We start from the raw sequence: 19,113 nt of genomic DNA, 5'->3' as shown, positions 1-19,113 counted from the left end.
CAATTACCGCGATCGTGAATATTAACATGATTCATATTGCGACAAAATCGGCTTACTTGGGGCTATTTGCAGGCGCAAACCGCGTTCTGTCTACAGGTGGTATCTTGTATTTATATGGCCCATTCAAGCAAGGTGGAATTCATAAAGCTCTGAGTAATGAGGCTTTCGATGAGAGTCTTAGGAGCCAGAATCCAGCATGGGGCATTCGAGATTTAGAAGAAATCGTCGCTGTCGCTCACAGCCACCAGTTAGAGCTGCAAAAAGTTTACCCAATGCCCGCTAATAATCTTTCAGTTGTCTTTAGAATGGTTGGATAATATCTGACTTAGGCGGAGATCTTTACCCCACCCCAACCCTCCCCTTAGAAAGGGGAGGGAGCCGGAAAGATCTGCTGGTAATGGCGTTGGCATGAAAAATCCCTTCCTTGGAGGGGCGAATCAGCCGCAAGGCTGCATTCGGGGTGGGTAGATCTCCGCAACATCTCCAGAAATTTAATCCCCCCTCTCAAATGGCTAATACCGACTTTCTCGCACATCTCAACCCCTCGCAACGGCGTTCTGTCGAGCATTATTGCGGAGCCTTATTGGTAGTCGCTGGTGCTGGTAGTGGCAAAACTCGCGCCCTAACTTATCGCATTGCCAATTTAATTCGCACTCATCACGTCGATCCCGCTCACATTTTAGCAGTTACCTTTACTAATAAAGCTGCTAAAGAAATGCGATCGCGAATCGAATTACTATTCGCCCAGCAACAAGCCGATCTTAAATTCGGTAAGGCTTGGGGAGCTTTAGATGAGTATCAACAAACTCAATTGCGATCGCATGTCTACAAGACAATTATTAAAGATCTCTGGGTTGGTACCTTCCACGGTTTATTTAGTAAGGTATTACGATTTGATATTGAGAAGTACCAGGATGATAAGGGGAGGAAATGGAACAAAAACTTTTCGATTTTTGATGATGGTGACTGTCAAGGCTTGGTCAAGCAAATAGTTGTCAAACAGTTAGACTTAGATGACAAAAAGTTCGATCCGCGTTCTGTCCGCTATGCGATTAGTACTGCTAAAAATAAGGGCTTATCGCCGGATGAATATAGCAGAGAACAAAATGACTATAAAGGGCGAGTGATAGCTGATGTTTACAAGCATTATCAAGATGCTCTATGTGCGAATAATGCTCTCGACTTCGACGATTTATTATTAGTCCCCGTTCAACTATTTCGCCAGAATGCTCAAATATTAGATTATTGGCACCGGAAATTCAGACATATTTTAGTCGATGAGTATCAGGATACCAATCGGACACAGTACGATCTGATTCAACTCTTAGTAACTAATAATGTCGATAGCAAAACTTTCGATGCCTGGGAACATCGATCGATCTTTGTGGTTGGCGATGCCGATCAATCGATTTATTCATTTAGAGCCGCAGATTTCACGATTCTGATGAATTTTCAAGATGACTTTGGCGATAGTATGCCAGACGATCGGACTGAAACAATGGTGAAGCTAGAGGAGAATTATCGATCGCGTGAAAATATCTTAGCGGCTGCCAATCATCTCATTCAAAAAAATACTCAACGGATCGATAAGGTTCTAATTGCGACGCGCGGTGAAGGCGAACCCATATTTTTATATACCGCCGATAATGAGATTGATGAGGCTGAGTTTGTCGTCAGTCAAATTCGGCGATTATTGCGCGAAAATCCCGAACTTAATTACGGTAACTTTGCGGCGTTATATCGTACCAATGCTCAATCGCGACCGATTGAAGATGCATTTGTCCGATCGCAAATTCCCTATACCATTGTCGGCGGTTTGAAATTCTACGATCGCCGTGAAGTTAAAGATATTGTGGCATATTTACGGGCGATCGCCAACCCTAGCGATACCGTTAGTTTGCTCCGCGTCATCAATACACCCCGGCGCGGAGTCGGACAAACTACGATCGATAATCTTCAGAATGCCGCTCATCAATTAGGCGTACCGTTATGGGAAATCTTAAATGATGATACATCAGTCAAAACAGTCGCCGGACGATCTTCAAAAGGAGTGCTAACTTTTGCCGAGATTATTAATAAGTGGCGGAGTGAAGCCCAAACTCGTCCCGTTGTCGATATCGTCACTGGCATTATTGAAGATACTGGCTACGTCAGTGAGCTGCAAAATCAAGGTACGGATGAAGCTCTAGAACGCGTTCAAAACATCCAAGAATTAGTCAATGCCACACTCCAATTTCAAGAAGAAAATGAGACACCAAGCCTCGAAGCCTATCTATCTAGTGCCGCTCTCAGCTCCGATTTAGACAATCTTCAAGAAGGTAAAGAAGCCGTCTCACTAATGACATTACATGCCTCCAAGGGGCTAGAGTTTCCGATCGTCTTTTTAGTCGGATTAGAAGCTGGATTGTTCCCCAGTTATCGATCGCTCAACGATCCGATGGCTGTCGAAGAAGAACGCAGGTTATGTTATGTGGGTATCACTCGCGCTCAAGAAATGTTATATCTTTCCCACGCTCGCGAACGCCGCTTATATGGCTCCAGAGAACCCGCGATTCGATCGCAATTTATTGGCGAATTACCCCCCGAATTAATTAATAGTAATCTGCGTACCAAAGTTAAAGGTCAAACTGCCACGAGAACCGCTCCAAAAGACCCTAAAACCATCGGTACTGTAGCCAACCAAACAACAGCATGGCACGTTGGCGATCGGGTCATTCATCGCAGTTTTGGAGTAGGTCAAATCTCTCACGTTTTTGGTACTGGCACCAAACAATCTGTCGCCATTAAATTTCCTAACGTCGGTCAAAAAATTGTCGATCCGAAAACTGCTGGACTGCAAAAAATTGAATAGACCTCTTGCGAAAGTAAAAATGGCATCATTTTTAATATTGTTTTCGTCCAGTTCCCCTAAAGCCCAAAGCCTGACTTTCGCAGAAAGTCAAATCTAACTATTGACAACCAGCGAAAGTCATGCGATTATATTAGATGTGGTTAAGAACACCAATGCGGGTGTAGCTCAGTGGTAGAGCGCAACCTTGCCAAGGTTGATGTCGCGCGTTCGAATCGCGTCTCCCGCTTAAATCTGTAAAATCTGTCTAAATAGGCTAGATTGAATAAGAGTCCTTCCAATTACGGGGGGACTTTTTACATGACATCTAAAAATTAACTAATATAGCTCAAAGGTACCAGCCTTAATTTTGGCACCTACTCAACGTCAGTTCGGGATAAGGATTCCCGCTCAATGACTCCTAGCTCCGTTCAAACACCGCCCTGAACTAGAAGTGTCTCGTTCCGAGAGGCTGTGCCTACGGCAGGCTACGCCAACGCCAACGGGCTAATAGCCAAAGTTCGTTGAAACGAACTAATTAATCTAATAGTTCTCTGAAGAGAACTTGAGCTATTAGCCCCTGCTTGGTGCATTTTCATGGACGGGGAACCCGTCCGAAAATGCATCCGCAAATTCATTTGAGGGCGGTGTCTAAGCGAAGCAAACTGACTTTTCTTATCCCGAACTGTACTCCTATCTCCCCACTCATATACTTTGTGGCACCCAATCAACACGAAAAAATTTATTTAAACCAAGAATATCCTTGTCCGTGCCATCTTAACGGTAAACTGCGCCCAATCGTGTTAACCGAGGCATTTGGCTGCGATCGATGCCATCGGATATATGTATTGCAAGCAGACGGCTTGGCGATCGAGGAATTAGCATCGATTTATCCGTACAAGCGGCGTTATTATTGGAATGGCAAACGATTTCAAACGCTCAGATCCTTGCCTACAGGCAATTTTGGGACAGTTATCGGTTCGCGAACTGCTAGGATGTTCTGGATCCAATGTTTGAGTCCGATCGGATTGCTACTGATTATTTTTCAACTATATTATCGTACGATCTTCACTAGTCCGATCCTTAATCTTGTAATATCAATAACGATAGCTATTATTGTACTTATCGTGGTTACGCTCTGGTTATTCGATCGAGGTTAAACACCTATTTATATGGAACACGCGAATGCCAACCCCAGCCTAGCTAGCGTGCTAGCTCAATCGATTCAAGCTGGACGACACCTCGCGCTGACAAATAGCAAGCAGCGAGAACAAGCGATCGGATCGATGGCGACAGCTTTGCGAGGGTCTTTTCACGATATTCTCGAAGCCAATACCCTCGATTTAGAAGCGAGTCGAGAATTAGGCATCTCCGATCTACTGCTAGAGTGGTTGAAACTTACCCCCGAACGTCTTCAGCGGTATATAGATTTACTGCATCGTTTGGGCGAACTGTCATCGACGTATGGCGCGACAGATATCGGTTCGCAGGGCGGAGATCGGCATAGTTACCGTCGAGTCAGACCTTTAGGCACGATCGCTTTTATTTACGAAGCATTGCCAGAATTAGGGGCAATCGCCGCTGGAATGGGCATTAAAACGGGAAACAGTATCGTACTCAGGGGCGGAATTGAGACTCAACATACTAACCTCGCGATCGCCAATACCCTCAGATCTGGGCTAGAACGGGTCGATTTACCTCCAGATGCAGTCCAGATCGTCGATTCGAGTCCGAGCCTGTTATACGAGCTGCTAACGCGAACTCAGCAGGTTAATCTAGCTATTTGCTATGGTCGTCCGAGTTTGATCCATCAAGTCACCCAACAGGCAACAGTCGCGATTTTACCTGCGGCGATCGGTAATTGCTACTTATATTGGGGTGCTAATGGCAATTTAGAGATCGTCCGTCAGGCGATTTGCGATAGTCATGTGGGCGAACCCGATGCTGTGAATGCGATCGAAAAGGTGTTGATTCATCGAGATCGCTCCTCAACATCGCTGACGACACTCTGGAAAAGCTTGAAGGAGAAAGGCTTTGTACTCCACGGCGATCGGGAGTTGGTATCGAATTATGGCGAACATTTGCAATTAGCCCAAGATCGGGAATGGTATCAGCCGTATCTCCGCAAAATTGTCGCTTTTAAATTGGTTGATAACGTCGATGCGGCAATTGCGACAATCGATCGCTACAGTAGCGGACATGCCGATTGTATCGTTACCGATTCGTATCTGGAAACCCAGCAATTTGTCGCTGGGATTAATAGTGCTTGCGTTTATGTAAATGCTTCACCCCGGTTTTATCGCCATCAACAAGGCTGCGATCGCATTTGGTTGGGAATGTCTAATTATCCTGGTTCCCAACGTGGTGCGATCGGTTTAGCAGCATTGATGGCAAATCAACAAGTAACAATGGGTTAATTGCCTGGGCTTGTGACTTAGCGACGGGGGCGGGGTGAGGGTACGCTGTCGCCGTCGCCATTCGCTCTGCGATTGGGATTCGCACGGACTGGCTTGGCTACGGGCGGACGATTTTCGACTGGCGTGGATGTATTGCCAGATGATTCGCCATCATCTGAGTCTCGATGTCTAGAGCTAGAATTGTTGCTGCCATAGACATCTAAATGTACCGATTGACCTACAGCGGTGGCGGCGGTTTGGAGGATCGTCCTTATGGCCTGAACGTTTCGGCCACCTCGACCAAAAGCATTACCTTGGTCGGCAGTAGCAATCGCCACCCGAATCCAGACGCGGCGATTCTCGATCGTGTACTCACAATCGACACCGATTGCGTCTGCTGCGCTTACAAACGGTTGGAATAGGAATTTTACCAGTTGCCCGTAGTCGGGCAAGTTGGTTTGAGGGGTCGAAACTGTCACGTTGCTTTTCTACCTGCTGGCTCGATTACATTCGCTTTTTCTAGGATCCGGCGGACGGTTTCGGTGGGCTGGGCACCTTGGCTGATTCTTCTGAGAATTGCGTCGTTATCGAGACGTACTTCATCAGTTCTGGGGTTGTAGAAGCCTAATTCTTCTAAGGGCAGACCGTCGCGTCTGGAGGTACTTTGCATCGCGACCAGACGGTAGCTAGCTTCCCGCTTTTTACCAAATCTTTTGAGCCGTATTTTAATCATTTTGAAGCAGTTTAGCTGGTAATATTGGTGAGTTAGATTATTTACCCACAGCCTTTCAATTATAGCACAGGCATTGATAGTTCTCGATTTTGTTTTTTTGAGCGGGGAGATGGGAGCGGGGAGATGGGAGATGGGAGATGGGAGTAAGGAGTAAGGAGTAAGGAGTAAGGAGTAAGGAGTAAGGAGTAAGGAGTAAGGAGTAAGGAGTAAGGAGTAAGGAGTAAGGAGTAAGGAGAGTAGCTGAATGAAAGTAATTGGGTTGATGAGTGGGACATCGGTGGATGGGATCGATGCGGCTTTGGTGGAGATTGGGGGGACGACGCTCGATTTACGAGTGGAGTTATTAGCTGGGGCGACTTATCCTTATCCTGCCGAACTGCGATCGCAGATTTTGGCTGTCTGTGGTGGGGCAAAGTTATCGATGCTAGAGTTGGCAGAATTAGATGATGCGATCGCGGGTTGTTTTGCTAAAGCGGCGATGGCTATTCAAGCCGACTTACCTGCGGCGACATTAATTGGTTCGCACGGTCAAACTGTGTTCCATCGTCCTACTACGCCTGGGGCAATGGGTTATAGCCTCCAAATCGGTCGGGGCGAACTAATTGCGGCACTCGCTCAAATTACCACGATCGATAATTTTCGGGCTGCCGATATCGCTGCTGGCGGACAAGGTGCGCCGCTCGTGCCCAAACCCGATGCCTATATGCTCAGTCATCCCCGCGAACATCGGTGCATTCAGAACATCGGCGGGATTGGGAATGTAGCGTATCTGCCGCCAAACAGCCAACCCGACTGGGAACGGCAGATTTGTGGCTGGGATACCGGGCCGGGGAATAGCTTGCTCGATCTGGCTGTCGCCCACCTCAGCGATGGTAAATTGACCTTCGATCGCGATGGTGCCTGGGCAGCCACTGGTAGCGTCTGTGTGCGGCTGGTTGCTAAATGGTTAGCGCAAGACTATTTTCGAGCTGCACCCCCTAAATCGACGGGCAGAGAGCTGTTTGGAGCGGAATATCTTCATGCTTGTATGGCAGATGCAACTGCCGATCGACTTAGCGATGCAGATCTATTAGCTACACTCACCGATTTTACGGCTAGTAGTATCGCTGATAGCTACCATCGTTTTTTACCACGATTGCCCGATCGCATATTACTCTGTGGCGGTGGTAGTCGTAATCTTTATTTACATCGACGACTGCAACATCATTTACCCAAAATCGAGATCGCGACTACCGATGATGCGGGTATAAATGGCGACTACAAAGAAGCTATTGCCTTTGCGGTGTTGGCATATTGGCGAGAGCGAGAAATTCCGGGCAATTTACCTACGGCTACTGGGGCAAAACAAGCGGTACTATTAGGTGATGTCCATCATTTACAATGATTTGGGTATATTGAAAATAAGCGCATCGATCGCGTCCTCAAATTTACACCCAAAATAGAGAACGATCGGTCTGCATCGATCGATCTACAGCACGTTCGCTCTGAGGCAGATTTACCAGTATCACCCGATCGCTTTCGTATTGATGTTCAATTTTTACTTTCAAACTCGGATTATTAATCAGGCGTTCGCGATCTCATTATCGAGCGGCATGGAGGCATCGATCGCGTGAGAGATGAATATTATGGTCGTTTACTCGTTCAACGCTATCAGCTCTTAGAGATAGCAGGCAAAGGTTCGATGGGGCAAGTGTATCAAGCCAAAGATACCCTCCTCGGCGGCGTAATTGTTGCTGTCAAATTTCTGTCGCGATCGAAAATGAACCAGCGAGTGCGAGACAGGTTTATGCGCGAAGCGACAATTAGCGCGCTGTTGGGGGAAAAGAGCATCCACATCGTGAAGGTGCGCGACTACGGTGTCGATGATGAGGAGATGCCTTTTTATGTAATGGAATACCTCAAGGGCGACAGTCTCAAGGATGCGATGCAAAACAAACCCGTGCCGCTACCGAGATTTTTTAGTTTCATGCGTCAGATTTGTTTGGGGTTGCAGTGCGCTCATGATGGGATTGAGGTCGATGGTAATGTCACTCAAGTCGTACACCGCGATATTAAGCCCAGCAACATTATTATTACTAAAGATGCCACATTGGGCGAGCTGGTCAAAATTCTCGATTTTGGGATTGCTTTACTCAAATCAGATGATTCGCCGACAGGATTTATGGGCACGCCTGCTTACTGTTCGCCCGAACAGATGGATGGCAAAACGCTAGATAATCGGGCTGATATTTACAGCTTGGGCATTATGATGTTCCAAATGCTCACAGGCGAATTACCGCTCAAGCCTAAAGCTAGTTCTTTTGAGGGTTGGTTTCAGTCTCACCACTATCAAAAACCCAAATCGTTTAGCGAAGTTAGAGCCAAACTAACTTTGCCACAAGCACTAATTGATGTCGTCAATCAGTGTATGGCAAAAACGCCCGAACAGCGACCCAATTGTGTCAACGACGTGCTCAAAATTCTCGAACAGATCGAACAAGCACCAGCTCGTTCGGCAGAGCTAGTCATCTCGCAAGAGCTAGAACGAAAAACGCCCCTCACTGCCGATGAAATCTGCCGTCAAAGTATTTGGCCGAAAGATAAACCCCGCGCGGAAATCGTCTTTCCGCAGCTCATTCCGTATCAAGATCTGGAATTGGCAACGATGTGGATTATGCTCTCACCCAGCGATATTGAAAAATATAAACATAATAAACCGCATTCACAATTTCTGTTTGTCGGTGCGCCCCATCCGATGCTGCTGTGGCTGACAACGCTCTACCAGAACGAGCAACAACACCGAATGCTACCCTGTTATTTGGATCTCAAAAAACCAATTGGCGAAAAGATTCTGCAAGTTCTCACCCAGACAGGGGTTTATCGATTGGTACTATTTTCGCTTGAAGGTGACGAACATTGTGTTTGTACGATCGAAGGTAAAGTGCCATTGCGTAAGATTCAACTACTCAAGGAATGGTCGTTAGAAAGTAAAAATAGCCCCGCTACCCACGGTCAAATTAAAGAAAGCAAACGATCGCTCAAAGAAGAATTAGAAGCTCTCAAGCCCAAATTAGTCGCCAGCCTTCAGCGACAAATTTCTAAGAAAACATTAAATTAGCGTGGGTTAGGATTAAGGATATTTGCTCCGCTCTAGCACCGCCTCCGATTGAAATCGGGGCTGGTAAAGATTCTAGGGTACCTGTTTCAGCACTACTAGTAATTAAATACACCTGTTGACGATCGAGCATTGATGACAATTTTTAGTTATTCGGTAACGCAGCAAAATTAGGCAACACTACCGCGCTTTCTGGTTTCTTTGTAAGATGTCGCGACATTTTTGATACCAGTTTTAATCAGTTCTCGCTCTAGCAGTGCGAAAAAGGTCGATCGATCTGCACCCCTGACGACGGCTTGATTATGAGCCTCTGCTAACGCCACTGGGTAGCCATAACCCTTATTTACTTGGGCGACGATTAGACTCAATGCCATACTCGATAACGCTTCATCCTGAGCTACCCAGGCGGGTACTTCCACCCGTGCGATTTCGGTACCAACATGCAGATAGCAAAAATAGATCTTGTGGCGATCGTCATACCAGTCTAAAATTTTAGCAGTACTCTGCCACCAACAACTGCGTTGTCCGGGGGCTAAATGCGTATTCCATAAGGTGGTATCTCGCACTCCTTCAAACTGCTGACAGGGTAAGCGAGTAGCATCGGCACAATGGTTCGGACAATCTGGCACATCGTGGGGACAAGTTAACAGCCGCAGCAGATTGAGATTATCGATACTCCGCGAAGAACTCAAATAACCAACGATCGGAATTCCGGCAACTCGTAACTCTTCCCAAGCCGCTAAAATCGGATTGAGAATCTGTTCGCGAGCATCGGTGGGTAATTGCTCCAAAAACCAATAGACTAGCGAACCATCGACCATCGCTAGGGTGGGTACGCGCGGCTGTGGCGGGGTCGCAACTGGGTCTACCTTATCATCAAACCCAAATGGTGGATTCACCCAGTTACAGCCCAATTCGGCGAGGACTGTCGCTTCGGATACTGCCCGCCGATAGCCCAACCATTCCTCGGTACTAATTCCCCACTGGCGGGAGATATATAAATCGGCTTGCTGGTAAAAAACTTCAGGAATACTGTCGAGGAGCGGGTGTAAATTCTGCCCGTAATGAATCATCACCCTACCGACATTAATCAGGTAGCAGTAGGCAATTTCATGATGACTGGGGGCAATTTGAGAACCATCTGTCGCTAGTACTGTTTGTTGTGCTGGCGGTGCGGCAATATCGATTCGGGTGTCGAGGGGTTCGACTGGAATTGAGGTATTGAAAAATAGCCGATTGCCCCACTGCTGATGGATTTGGGCTAGCTCTGCCTGTCGGGAAATCGCTTGCTCGAATGAAGCTGTTGCTAGCTGTAAGCGATGCTGGTTGGCGGTATTTTCTCTGACTAAATGTTGACCGATGCCGGGTAATTGTTTAGCAACTTTGTTAATATCTAGCATCTGCTCCGTTTTCGATCCTTAAACAGCTTAGTGGCTGGCGATCGCCTATCTGCGATAGAGAATAACTTAGCATATAAGCAACTTCTCGATCGACCTTCAGCAATTACCAGCCACTATTATCGATAAACTCAGCCAACTAGATGTTTGAGTCAGTCAAAGATATCTTTAGCAAGTACTACCAACCTTTTTCGGATTGAGCTAAGACATAGGTAGCAACATCTTCGATTTGAGCGGCACTGAGTCTACCACCAAAAGCAGGCATGGCATTTTTACCCTTAGTTACTTGAGTGGTAATTGCCGCTACCGTGTTCATCCCGTACGTCGCGAGAGCTTCTTTTTTAAGATTCTTGTTTGCCATGATGACATTGTTGCCACCAGCATGACAAGCCGCACAGTTGGCACTAAAAATTTTAGCACCGCTAGCTACCTCAGCAGCAAACGCAGGACTACTAAATGTAACTGTGAATAAGGCGATCGCTACTGCGAACATCGAAATCAGCTTTTTCAAAACGGTCTTCCTCTTATCTAAAATTAAGAAACATAAACTTACAACCATCTATTGTATCCAATCTGGATGGATTACGATCGGTAAAAGTACCGATCTGGATGGAAATTTTCACAATTTCGGGTGTAAATGAGTGGATGGCTACATACTTCGATTGTCATATGTACCGAAGTATGCATCGACGATCTACAGCAAAGATTTACCCCAGTTGAGATCGCCACTTCCAACAGCAATACCTATACCAGTCACCTATCTGACTGTTTTACCGCCACCCCATTGCTCGCCCATAATTTTGGGCTGCATCAAGATATGTCCGGCAATAGCATACATGTCATTCTCAGAGAGATTCTTCATTTCGGTGAAGATATCGGCACTATCCATACTAGGGTGTAACTCAGCAATTGGAGTTTCGCCATCGTAGGTAGTGGGATGATGCATGTAATCGACCAATGCCACGATATTGTCGCGTGCGGGTGTCGCACCAGACAAATCGACAGGACTCAAACCCACATTAAAGTCAGTTTTGGTAACACCACCAGCATGACATTGAGCGCAAGTCGATGCAAATAGTTGTCTACCTTTATTGACTTGTTTGAGGTTGAGGGTGGCAGTTTCACCCTGGGCATTCAATTGGACTGTGCGCGTTGCCGCATCGAGTTCGATGGCGTTAGCACTGGTAACTAAGGTTTGGAATGCAAACAATATGGTTGCCACAGCCAGCAACAGGAATCGCTTGAACATGGTTCTCCCTCAAAAAAGATAACTTAGATTAAATGATAATTACACAATACAGCTAAACTCAAGACTCAAGCCACAGCTATCTTATATTACCTATATCATCTCATTATCTTGGTCGAGAGTCGCTCATTTTTCCTCATAAAGTAAAGAAAAATTTACAAAGAGATGGGAGATGGGAGATGGGAGTTCGGAGATGGGGGATGGGAGTTCGGAGGTTCGCGTCGCGAACAACGATCTAAATCCATCCGCTAAATTACGATCGTCACTTCTGTTCGCTCTTACTCTCCCATCTCCGAACTCCCATCTCCTAACTCTGATGCAATCTCACCAACTGAGCAACCGTCCGCTTGAGTTGAGTGCGGGGGACGATTTTGTCTACAAAACCCTTTTGGAAATAGTACTCAGATGTCTGGAAGTCATCAGGCAATTTTTCGCGCAGGGTTTGTTCGATTACTCGTCTACCAGCGAAACAGATCGTGGCTTTGGGTTCGGCGAGAATAATGTCGCCTAGCATGGCAAAACTGGCAATCACACCGCCTGTAGTGGGATTGGTAAGGATCGGTAAATAAAGCAATCGGGCTTCGCGGTGACGCTCTAACGCCCCAGAAATTTTCGCCATTTGCATGAGACTGAGCATTCCTTCCTGCATTCTGGCACCCCCAGAGGCACAAACGATCGCCACTGGCATCCGGTTTTTGGTAGCATATTCGATCGCGCGGGCAAGCTTTTCACCAACGACAGAACCCATGCTACCACCCATAAATTGAAAATCCATTACCCCTAATGCTACAGGGGAGCCTTCAATTTTTCCAGATCCAGTCAGTACGGCATCTGTCAATCCAGTTTTGCGCTGGGTATCTCGCAATTTGTCGCTGTAGGCTTTGAGATCTTTAAACTTTAGGGGATCGGTGGGTTGCAGATGTTCGTCTAGAGGTACCCAGGTATCGGCATCGATAAGTTGAGCGATGCGTTCGTGACAAGATACACGTTTGTGATGTCCGCATTCTAGACAAACCATCTGATTGGCGATTAGATCTTTGGAGTAGGCGATCGCGTTACAATCTTCACACTTAGTCCATAGCCCATCGGCAATTTCTCGCTCCTGTTGTTGCTGAATGCTGGGACTAGTTTTTTGACGATCTGCAAACCAATCGAATAGAGATGTGATTTGAGGCATTATGGCGGCGATCGATTAACAGCGATCGGTCTATAGTAAACAAGCAATTAAATCTATTATCTCGTGTTTGCGATCGAGTTCCCACTCCATCTAGCTCGAACGATCGACAGACAGCACAATTTAAACTCTCCACTCCTCACTCCTCACTCCTCACTCCTCACTCCTTACTCCTTACTTCTTACTCCTTACTCCTTACTTCTTACTCCATACTCCAAACCGTGTAGCATTAAGCTAAAATTCAGCTAGTGCATCGATCGTCATTTATCACAGTCATGAGCTATTGCCTTAACCCCAACTGTCCTCAACCCCAAAACAAACCTGAGGAAAAGATTTGCAAAGCTTGTGGTAGCCAATTACTCTTGAAAGAGCGTTATCGAGCGATTAGCTTTCTTGATAGTGGCGGCATGAGTCGAAATTTTTTGGCAGTCGATACCGATATGCCAGAAGAAAAACGCTGTGTAGTCAAACAGTTTTTCCCGGCACCACAGGTAATAGACGATGTAGAAGCCTTCGAGAAATCGATCGAGTTATTTCAACGGGAAGGAGCGCAATTAGACAGACTGGGTGCTGACTCTAGTCAAATACCACAATTATTTGCATATTTAGAGCAAGAGCGGAGATTTTATCTAATTCAAGAATTTATCGACGGGCAAAATCTGCTCAAAGAATTAGATAAAACTGGGGCATATTCAGAAGAAAAAATTCTTAAATTATTAGACGATTTATTACCAATTCTCAAGTTCGTTCACGATCGTGGGGTAATTCATCGCGATATTAAGCCAGAGAATATCATGCGGCGTAATAGTGGTGAATTAGTATTAATTGATTTTGGGATGTCGAAACATCTCAATAGTACGGTCATGTCGCGCGGTACGACTGGTGGAACGATGGGTTATGCGCCGCCCGAACAAATTCGGGCAGGGGTAGCTTATCCAGCCAGTGATATTTATGCTTTAGGTGCTACTTGCATTCATTTACTAACCGATATTACTCCCGATCGATTGTACGATTTCATGAGTAATAAATGGACTTGGCGAGCGGAATTAGTAAAACAAGAACGCCACATCGATGATAAATTAGCTACGGCGATCGATCGCATGTTAATGAATGAAGTTCAAGATCGCCATCAATCGATCTCTTGTATTATTGCTGCATTAGCATCGCCACCTGTTAATAACTGGCGATTGAAAGCAGCAATTGGTACGGCAATTTTGGCAGTAATATCGACTGGCTTGGTATCATATACCAATCGAGAGCAAATTGAGTGTAATTTCTTAGGCGGATACAATCAGCTCTGCCCCCGCCCGCTGCCAAAATTGCAATATCAAACACCTGAAAAAATTGGGAGTGTTACTTACTATCCATTCTTACCAGTTACAGATAGTCGCGGTGGCTCGGCAGAAGTTAACATGGCAATTTTGAGCGATGAATATGAATGGCAATTAGGCTCCGATAATGAAGTCAGGCTGAATGGTAAAACTGAATCGATTCCAATTGCTGTGCTCAGAAATAAGTTAGAGCAAAAAGACAAAGGTGCAAAAAAACAAAATATCTTTGAAATTATGGAAAATCCTAATCGAATTATTGCACTGGGGATGGCTTCATGTGAAGGGACTTCCGCAGAAGAAGAATCTCGCGCCCTAAATCGCGCTAGAACGATCCAATCTCAAATTGTCAAGCCATTGTTTGATGTTAAAGAATATCCAGTCGTCAACTTAGGACAGTTTAAAACTGGTAGCTGTCGGCGAAATGCACCAGGTAATACAATTCAACGCAAGCTAATTATTGTGGGAATGCGAAAACAAACCGCAGGTTTAGATGAGAAAGATATCCTTTACAAACGTCTGGGTAAAACAATTAAAGCGATAAAAATGACTGATTATTCACAGGGTAGCTTAGAAAGGTTTGAACCGATCGATAAATAGTAATTCCTTCCTAGTGTGAAGTTAGACATTTACAGTAGATAGTTAAAAGTTGAAAGTTGAAAGTTTAAAGTGGTAATGCTTACGTCACAATCCAAACTCCAAACTCCTTACTCTTTACTCCTTACTCCCATCTCCCATCTCCCATGAATTATCGCCAACAATTCCCAGCCTTATCGAATAAAGCCTACTTCAACTATGGCGGACAGGGACCGATGCCACAAGCTGCTCTAGACGCAATTGTAGCCACTTACACGCAGATTCAATCTCAAGGGCCATTTGGACTCAAAACTAGCGATTTGGTGGCACGAGAGTCAAATTTGACCCGTCAGACGATCGCCACAGAACTCGGTGTAACTAAAGACTCGATCGCCTTAACGGAAAATGTGACAACGGGCTGTAATATTGCTTTGTGGGGTCTAAATTGGCAACCTGGCGATCGCATTCTGCTGTCTGACTGCGAACATCCGGGGGTAATTGCGAGTATTAACGAGATTTGTCGGCGGTTTCAAGTCACAGTCGATTTGTTTCCGTTGCTAGCAACACTCAATACTGGCGATCCGGTTGCTGTGGTTACCGCACAGCTCAAACCACAAACGCGATTAGTCGTACTCAGTCACGTTTTATGGAATACCGGACAAGTATTACCGTTGGCCGAAATCGCAGCGGGAATTCGGCAATATAAAGGCGGAGATCGATCGATACGAATTTTAGTAGATGCCGCTCAATCTGTCGGTTTATTACCGTTGAATTTAGCCAAATTAGGGATTGACTTTTACGCATTCACCGGACACAAATGGTGGTGTGGGCCAGAAGGAGTAGGCGGTTTATATATCCATCCCGATGCTTTTGCTAGTTTAGATTCAACATTTATCGGCTGGCGCAGTCTCGATTATAGTCAACCCGGTTTACCACTAGTTAATGATGCACGTCGTTATGAAGTTGCGACATCTGCGTATCCCTTATATGCTGGATTGCGTGCGGCGATTACCACTCATCAAGCCTGGGGAAGTGGCATAGAAAGAGCTGGTAAAATTGTGAGTTTAGCTACTTATTTATGGGAAAATTTACAACAAGTATCGGAAATTAAATGTCTGAGCGATACAGCACCGCAATCGGGATTAGTGTCGTTTCAGGTAGAGACGGGGAGTCATGGTAAGTTAGTTAAAGATTTAGAAGAGCAACATTTCTATTTACGAACGATCGTCGATCCTGACTGCATTCGAGCTTGTACTCATTACTTTACTACTACTGCCGAAATTGATGAATTAATTCAATGTTTGCGTAAATTAACCAACTAGAGATCGAGGCTTATTCTATGTCAAATCTGACGGTTTATATTGCCATTACCAATCATGGATTCGGTCATGCAGCCAGAACAGCGGCAATTGCCGGACAGCTTCAAAAGCTATTGCCATCGGTAAAGTTAATTATGGTAACTACCGCTCCGAAATGGTTGTTGGAATGTTATATCGATGGTGATTTTAGTTATCGTCAGCGCGGGTTTGATGTTGGTGTCGTGCAAGCCGACAGCCTCAAGATGGATTTAGATGCGACATTAGCTAAATGGCAAAATATTATCGCTAGTAAAGACGAAATAATTGCTGAAGAGGTGGCTTTTTGTCAGGAGCAGGGCGTAAGTTTAGTATTTGCAGATCTGCCACCCCTAGCAACTTTAATTGCCAAGAAGTTGGGCGTGCCCTGCTGGATGTCGGGTAATTTTGGATGGGATTTTATCTATCGAGATTGGGGGAAGGAATTTCAGGCGATCGCGGATTGGATTGGTGAATGCTATCAGCAATGCGATCGCTTATTTCGGGTACCAATGCACGAGTCGATGGATCGCTTTCCGGTTATTGAAGATGTCGGCTTGACTGGCGGCGATCCTAAATATCCCTTAGATAAAATTCGCGATAAATTTAATTTGACTCAACCCAAAGAACGTACGATCTTACTTACCTTTGGTGGCTTGAGTCTCGATGCAATTCCCTATCAAAATATCGATCGATTCCCAGGTTATCAATTTATTACACTCGATGCCCATGCCCCCGATCTACCGAACTTAGTTAAAGTTGTAGATCGTGCTTACCGTCCCGTAGATTTTATGCCGTTGTGCGATCGGGTTGTATCTAAACCGGGCTATTCTACATACGCAGAAGCCTTAAAACTCCAGATTCCCATTGTCTCCCTCACTCGGACTGGTTTTGCCGAATCTGAAATTATCCTCAATGGAATGCAAGATTATGGCTATCATCAGGTAATTAGCCCCGATCTGTTTTTCGCCGATAATTGGGACTTCCTCAATCTACCATTACAACCACCGAGAGTGAGTGCGAAATTAGCCACCGATGGTAATTGCTCAATTGCCAGTTCGATCGTCGATTACTTTAATGTCAATCCAAGTTGCTAGTTATGGTTTTTAGTGGGATTGGTATTAGGTTTTAGCTATTAGGTTTTAGGTTTTATCCCATCGCTAATACCCCAATCTTTAACCTCGATTATAACTAGCAACTTGCGCTATTAGATTGTCCGATCGCCGATAAACTCATCCAAGTTGTGCCAAATCTTCACGATCGACTAACAAGTTAGTTGATTTTTGGTAAAATATCGGTTCGGACTACTCCATCCCATTGCCGTTCCCCACCCATGCCCGATCTCATTACTACCTCAGTATCGATACCTTCGGAAGTCGTCGAGTTGCAGGAAAAATTTACAACTAGCAACCCCAAAAATCAGTTGCAGATCCTCCCGCAGATCGTGGCGGCGGGACTTCCCGGAATCGAAGTTCTCGTCGCATGGCTCCAACAACAGCGGGGAACTAAACCAACAATCGTGATGGGAGCGGTATATCAGGCATTGTATTCTAGCGAATTAACCGCAGCGCAAGCATATCTCGATCGTGAATTACCAACCGGACTAATTCCCCTAGCATCGAGTTTGGATGTAGACTATACCCAACTCCAGAAATTACTAGCCCAGCAAAATTTTCAAGCCGCCGACAAACTCACCACCGAGAAGTTGTGCGAGCTTGCTGGTGCAGATGCCGTCAAACGCAAGTGGATTTATTTTACCGAAGTCGAGCAGTTGCCTACCATCGATCTCCACACGATCGATGCTTTATGGTTATTACATTCTGAAGGTAAATTTGGCTTCTCGATCCAGCGGGAAATGTGGGTGGGGATGAATAAAAATTGGGACAAGTTCTGGCCGAAAATCGGCTGGAAGGAAGGTAATAACTGGACGCGATACCCAGGCTCGTTCACCTGGAATTTAACCGCTCCCAAAGGTCATTTGCCCCTATCCAATCAATTGCGCGGCGTGCGCGTTATCTCTTCGTTGTTATCTCATCCAGCTTGGGAAAAAGTCAATACCTGAGTTTAACGCGATCGAATTAATGTTCGATTGTCGGTAGTATCTCTTAATTAATCGCACGATCGCCATGCGACTAGTGCATAACTTTGGCTTTTTTGTAGCGATCGAGACAAATAAAATTCGCAATTCTGCCTAGCCTAAGATACACTCAGGTTTATTGTAGCTATAGGCAGTGTTGGCATGACAAAACGGTTAGTGACGATCGGCAATGGAATGGTCGGTCATCGGTTCTTAGAGCAGATGGCAACAAAAGGTGCAGATTGGGAACTAATCTGCTTTTGTGAAGAGCCACGGGTAGCTTACGACAGAGTTAATCTTAGCGGTTATTTTGCAGGGAAGACAGCCGCAGATCTCTCGCTCGTGGCACCGAATTTTTATCAAGAAAATAGCATTGAGGTACATGTCGGCGATAAGGCTGTAAGTATCGATCGATCGAGTAAAACGGTTACTTCTGCCAAAGGAGTAAAGATCGATTACGATAAGCTCGTGCTGGCGACAGGTTCTTATCCCTTCGTACCGCCGATTAAAGGTAACGATTTACCCGGTACGTTCGTTTATCGGACGATTTGCGATTTAGAAGCAACCGAAGCTTATGCCAAAGATTGTAAAGTCGGTGTCGTCGTCGGTGGTGGTTTACTCGGTTTAGAATGTGCCAACGCACTGCAAAATTTAGGACTCAAGACGCATGTAGTCGAGTTTATGCCCCGATTGATGCCCGTACAGGTGGATGATGCAGGCGGCGCAGTATTGCGTCAGAAGATTGAAGACTTAGGCATCGGCATTCATACAGGCAAATCGACGACGGAGATTGTCGCCGACGAAAATGGACGTGTCTGCAAGATGTTATTTGCCGATGGTACCGAATTAGAAACCGATATTATCGTGTTCTCCGCTGGGATTCGCCCTCAAGATGAGCTGGCGCGTCAGTGCGAACTAAAAATTGGCGATC

General features: G+C 45.6%; 17 protein-coding genes, 1 tRNA gene and 1 pseudogene. 13 read left to right on the top strand and 6 right to left on the bottom strand.

Annotated elements, in window-relative coordinates; all coding sequences use genetic code 11:
- The 5 genes from Q0R35_RS19320 to Q0R35_RS19300 all read left to right on the top strand — a co-directional run.
- Positions 1-317, top strand: a 317-nt coding sequence (locus Q0R35_RS19320; protein ID WP_295622232.1) for a DUF938 domain-containing protein, incomplete at its 5' end; no start/stop codon positions are given.
- Between the two features lie 191 nt (positions 318-508).
- The gene (gene pcrA, locus Q0R35_RS19315) at positions 509-2,851 is read left to right on the top strand and encodes a DNA helicase PcrA (RefSeq protein WP_295622230.1); all 2,343 of its coding nucleotides are present in this window, start codon (positions 509-511) and stop codon (positions 2,849-2,851) included.
- 154 nt (positions 2,852-3,005) lie between these two features.
- Positions 3,006-3,077, top strand: a tRNA-Gly gene (locus Q0R35_RS19310).
- A 466-nt stretch (positions 3,078-3,543) separates the two neighbouring features.
- Positions 3,544-3,987, top strand: coding sequence for a hypothetical protein (locus Q0R35_RS19305; RefSeq protein WP_295622229.1), 444 nt, complete (start codon positions 3,544-3,546; stop codon positions 3,985-3,987).
- 12 nt (positions 3,988-3,999) lie between these two features.
- A complete protein-coding gene (locus Q0R35_RS19300) occupies positions 4,000-5,244 on the top strand; it encodes an aldehyde dehydrogenase family protein (RefSeq protein WP_295622228.1) in 1,245 nt (414 codons plus the stop codon).
- Between the two features lie 17 nt (positions 5,245-5,261).
- On the opposite strand, the gene Q0R35_RS19295 is transcribed toward Q0R35_RS19300, so the two are convergent.
- Positions 5,262-5,702, bottom strand: coding sequence for a KH domain-containing protein (locus tag Q0R35_RS19295; RefSeq protein ID WP_295622227.1), 441 nt, complete (start codon positions 5,700-5,702; stop codon positions 5,262-5,264).
- Complete coding sequence (gene rpsP / locus Q0R35_RS19290; RefSeq protein WP_295622225.1) at positions 5,699-5,956, bottom strand: 30S ribosomal protein S16; 258 nt, start codon at positions 5,954-5,956, stop codon at positions 5,699-5,701. Before rpsP ends, Q0R35_RS19295 begins: the two co-directional genes overlap by 4 nt.
- Positions 5,957-6,200: 244 nt before the next feature.
- Between rpsP and Q0R35_RS19285 the strand changes: the two genes are divergently transcribed.
- Positions 6,201-7,340 (top strand): anhydro-N-acetylmuramic acid kinase, encoded by a 1,140-nt coding sequence (locus Q0R35_RS19285; protein WP_295622224.1) that lies wholly within the window; start codon positions 6,201-6,203, stop codon positions 7,338-7,340.
- A gap of 225 nt (positions 7,341-7,565) precedes the next feature.
- Positions 7,566-9,053 (top strand): serine/threonine-protein kinase, encoded by a 1,488-nt coding sequence (locus Q0R35_RS19280; protein WP_295622223.1) that lies wholly within the window; start codon positions 7,566-7,568, stop codon positions 9,051-9,053.
- 167 nt (positions 9,054-9,220) lie between these two features.
- On the opposite strand, the gene Q0R35_RS19275 is transcribed toward Q0R35_RS19280, so the two are convergent.
- The 4 genes from Q0R35_RS19275 to accD form a co-directional block, all read right to left on the bottom strand.
- Positions 9,221-10,450, bottom strand: a complete 1,230-nt coding sequence (locus Q0R35_RS19275; RefSeq protein WP_295622222.1) for a DNA double-strand break repair nuclease NurA — start codon at positions 10,448-10,450, stop codon at positions 9,221-9,223.
- Positions 10,451-10,625: 175 nt separating this feature from the next.
- On the bottom strand, positions 10,626-10,958 hold the full coding sequence (petJ, locus tag Q0R35_RS19270; RefSeq protein ID WP_295622221.1) for a cytochrome c6 PetJ: 333 nt from the start codon (positions 10,956-10,958) through the stop codon (positions 10,626-10,628).
- A 246-nt stretch (positions 10,959-11,204) separates the two neighbouring features.
- Positions 11,205-11,696, bottom strand: a complete 492-nt coding sequence (gene psbV, locus Q0R35_RS19265; protein ID WP_295622220.1) for a photosystem II cytochrome c-550 — start codon at positions 11,694-11,696, stop codon at positions 11,205-11,207.
- Positions 11,697-12,000: 304 nt separating this feature from the next.
- Positions 12,001-12,870: an acetyl-CoA carboxylase, carboxyltransferase subunit beta gene (accD, locus tag Q0R35_RS19260; protein WP_295622218.1), complete on the bottom strand. Its 870-nt coding sequence runs from the start codon at positions 12,868-12,870 to the stop codon at positions 12,001-12,003.
- 272 nt (positions 12,871-13,142) lie between these two features.
- Here accD and Q0R35_RS19635 point away from each other — a divergent pair.
- The 6 genes and pseudogenes from Q0R35_RS19635 to Q0R35_RS19235 all read left to right on the top strand — a co-directional run.
- A pseudogene (locus tag Q0R35_RS19635) lies at positions 13,143-13,214 on the top strand (4-Cys prefix domain-containing protein); the annotation flags it as partial.
- 60 nt (positions 13,215-13,274) lie between these two features.
- Positions 13,275-14,795, top strand: coding sequence for a serine/threonine-protein kinase (locus tag Q0R35_RS19255; RefSeq protein ID WP_295622216.1), 1,521 nt, complete (start codon positions 13,275-13,277; stop codon positions 14,793-14,795).
- A 143-nt stretch (positions 14,796-14,938) separates the two neighbouring features.
- Entirely contained in the window at positions 14,939-16,093 is a 1,155-nt protein-coding gene (locus tag Q0R35_RS19250; protein WP_295622214.1) for an aminotransferase class V-fold PLP-dependent enzyme, read from the top strand.
- Positions 16,094-16,110: 17 nt separating this feature from the next.
- Positions 16,111-17,202, top strand: a complete 1,092-nt coding sequence (locus Q0R35_RS19245) for a glycosyl transferase (protein ID WP_295622212.1) — start codon at positions 16,111-16,113, stop codon at positions 17,200-17,202.
- A 236-nt stretch (positions 17,203-17,438) separates the two neighbouring features.
- A complete protein-coding gene (locus tag Q0R35_RS19240) occupies positions 17,439-18,167 on the top strand; it encodes a GUN4 domain-containing protein (protein WP_295622211.1) in 729 nt (242 codons plus the stop codon).
- Positions 18,168-18,344: 177 nt separating this feature from the next.
- Positions 18,345-19,113, top strand: a 769-nt coding sequence (locus Q0R35_RS19235; protein WP_295622210.1) for an FAD-dependent oxidoreductase, incomplete at its 3' end; no start/stop codon positions are given.

Origin of the sequence: Chamaesiphon sp. GL140_3_metabinner_50 (genome assembly GCF_025361915.1) — a bacterium.
In the GTDB taxonomy this organism is placed as follows: Bacteria; Cyanobacteriota; Cyanobacteriia; order Cyanobacteriales; family Chamaesiphonaceae; genus Chamaesiphon.
The sequence above is the reverse complement of the archived record's forward strand: the minus strand, read 5'-3'. Positions and strand labels throughout refer to the sequence as shown.

What these genes read in the sequence shown, in the direction of transcription:
- pcrA (WP_295622230.1), top strand. Translation starts at nt 509, where the DNA reads ATGGCTAATACCGACTTTCTCGCACATCTCAACCCCTCGCAACGGCGT.
- Q0R35_RS19300 (WP_295622228.1), top strand. Translation starts at nt 4,000, where the DNA reads ATGGAACACGCGAATGCCAACCCCAGCCTAGCTAGCGTGCTAGCTCAA.
- rpsP (WP_295622225.1), bottom strand. Translation starts at nt 5,956, where the DNA reads ATGATTAAAATACGGCTCAAAAGATTTGGTAAAAAGCGGGAAGCTAGC.
- Q0R35_RS19285 (WP_295622224.1), top strand. Translation starts at nt 6,201, where the DNA reads ATGAAAGTAATTGGGTTGATGAGTGGGACATCGGTGGATGGGATCGAT.
- Q0R35_RS19275 (WP_295622222.1), bottom strand. Translation starts at nt 10,450, where the DNA reads ATGCTAGATATTAACAAAGTTGCTAAACAATTACCCGGCATCGGTCAA.
- psbV (WP_295622220.1), bottom strand. Translation starts at nt 11,696, where the DNA reads ATGTTCAAGCGATTCCTGTTGCTGGCTGTGGCAACCATATTGTTTGCA.
- accD (WP_295622218.1), bottom strand. Translation starts at nt 12,870, where the DNA reads ATGCCTCAAATCACATCTCTATTCGATTGGTTTGCAGATCGTCAAAAA.
- Q0R35_RS19255 (WP_295622216.1), top strand. Translation starts at nt 13,275, where the DNA reads ATGAGTCGAAATTTTTTGGCAGTCGATACCGATATGCCAGAAGAAAAA.
- Q0R35_RS19250 (WP_295622214.1), top strand. Translation starts at nt 14,939, where the DNA reads ATGAATTATCGCCAACAATTCCCAGCCTTATCGAATAAAGCCTACTTC.
- Q0R35_RS19245 (WP_295622212.1), top strand. Translation starts at nt 16,111, where the DNA reads ATGTCAAATCTGACGGTTTATATTGCCATTACCAATCATGGATTCGGT.
- Q0R35_RS19240 (WP_295622211.1), top strand. Translation starts at nt 17,439, where the DNA reads ATGCCCGATCTCATTACTACCTCAGTATCGATACCTTCGGAAGTCGTC.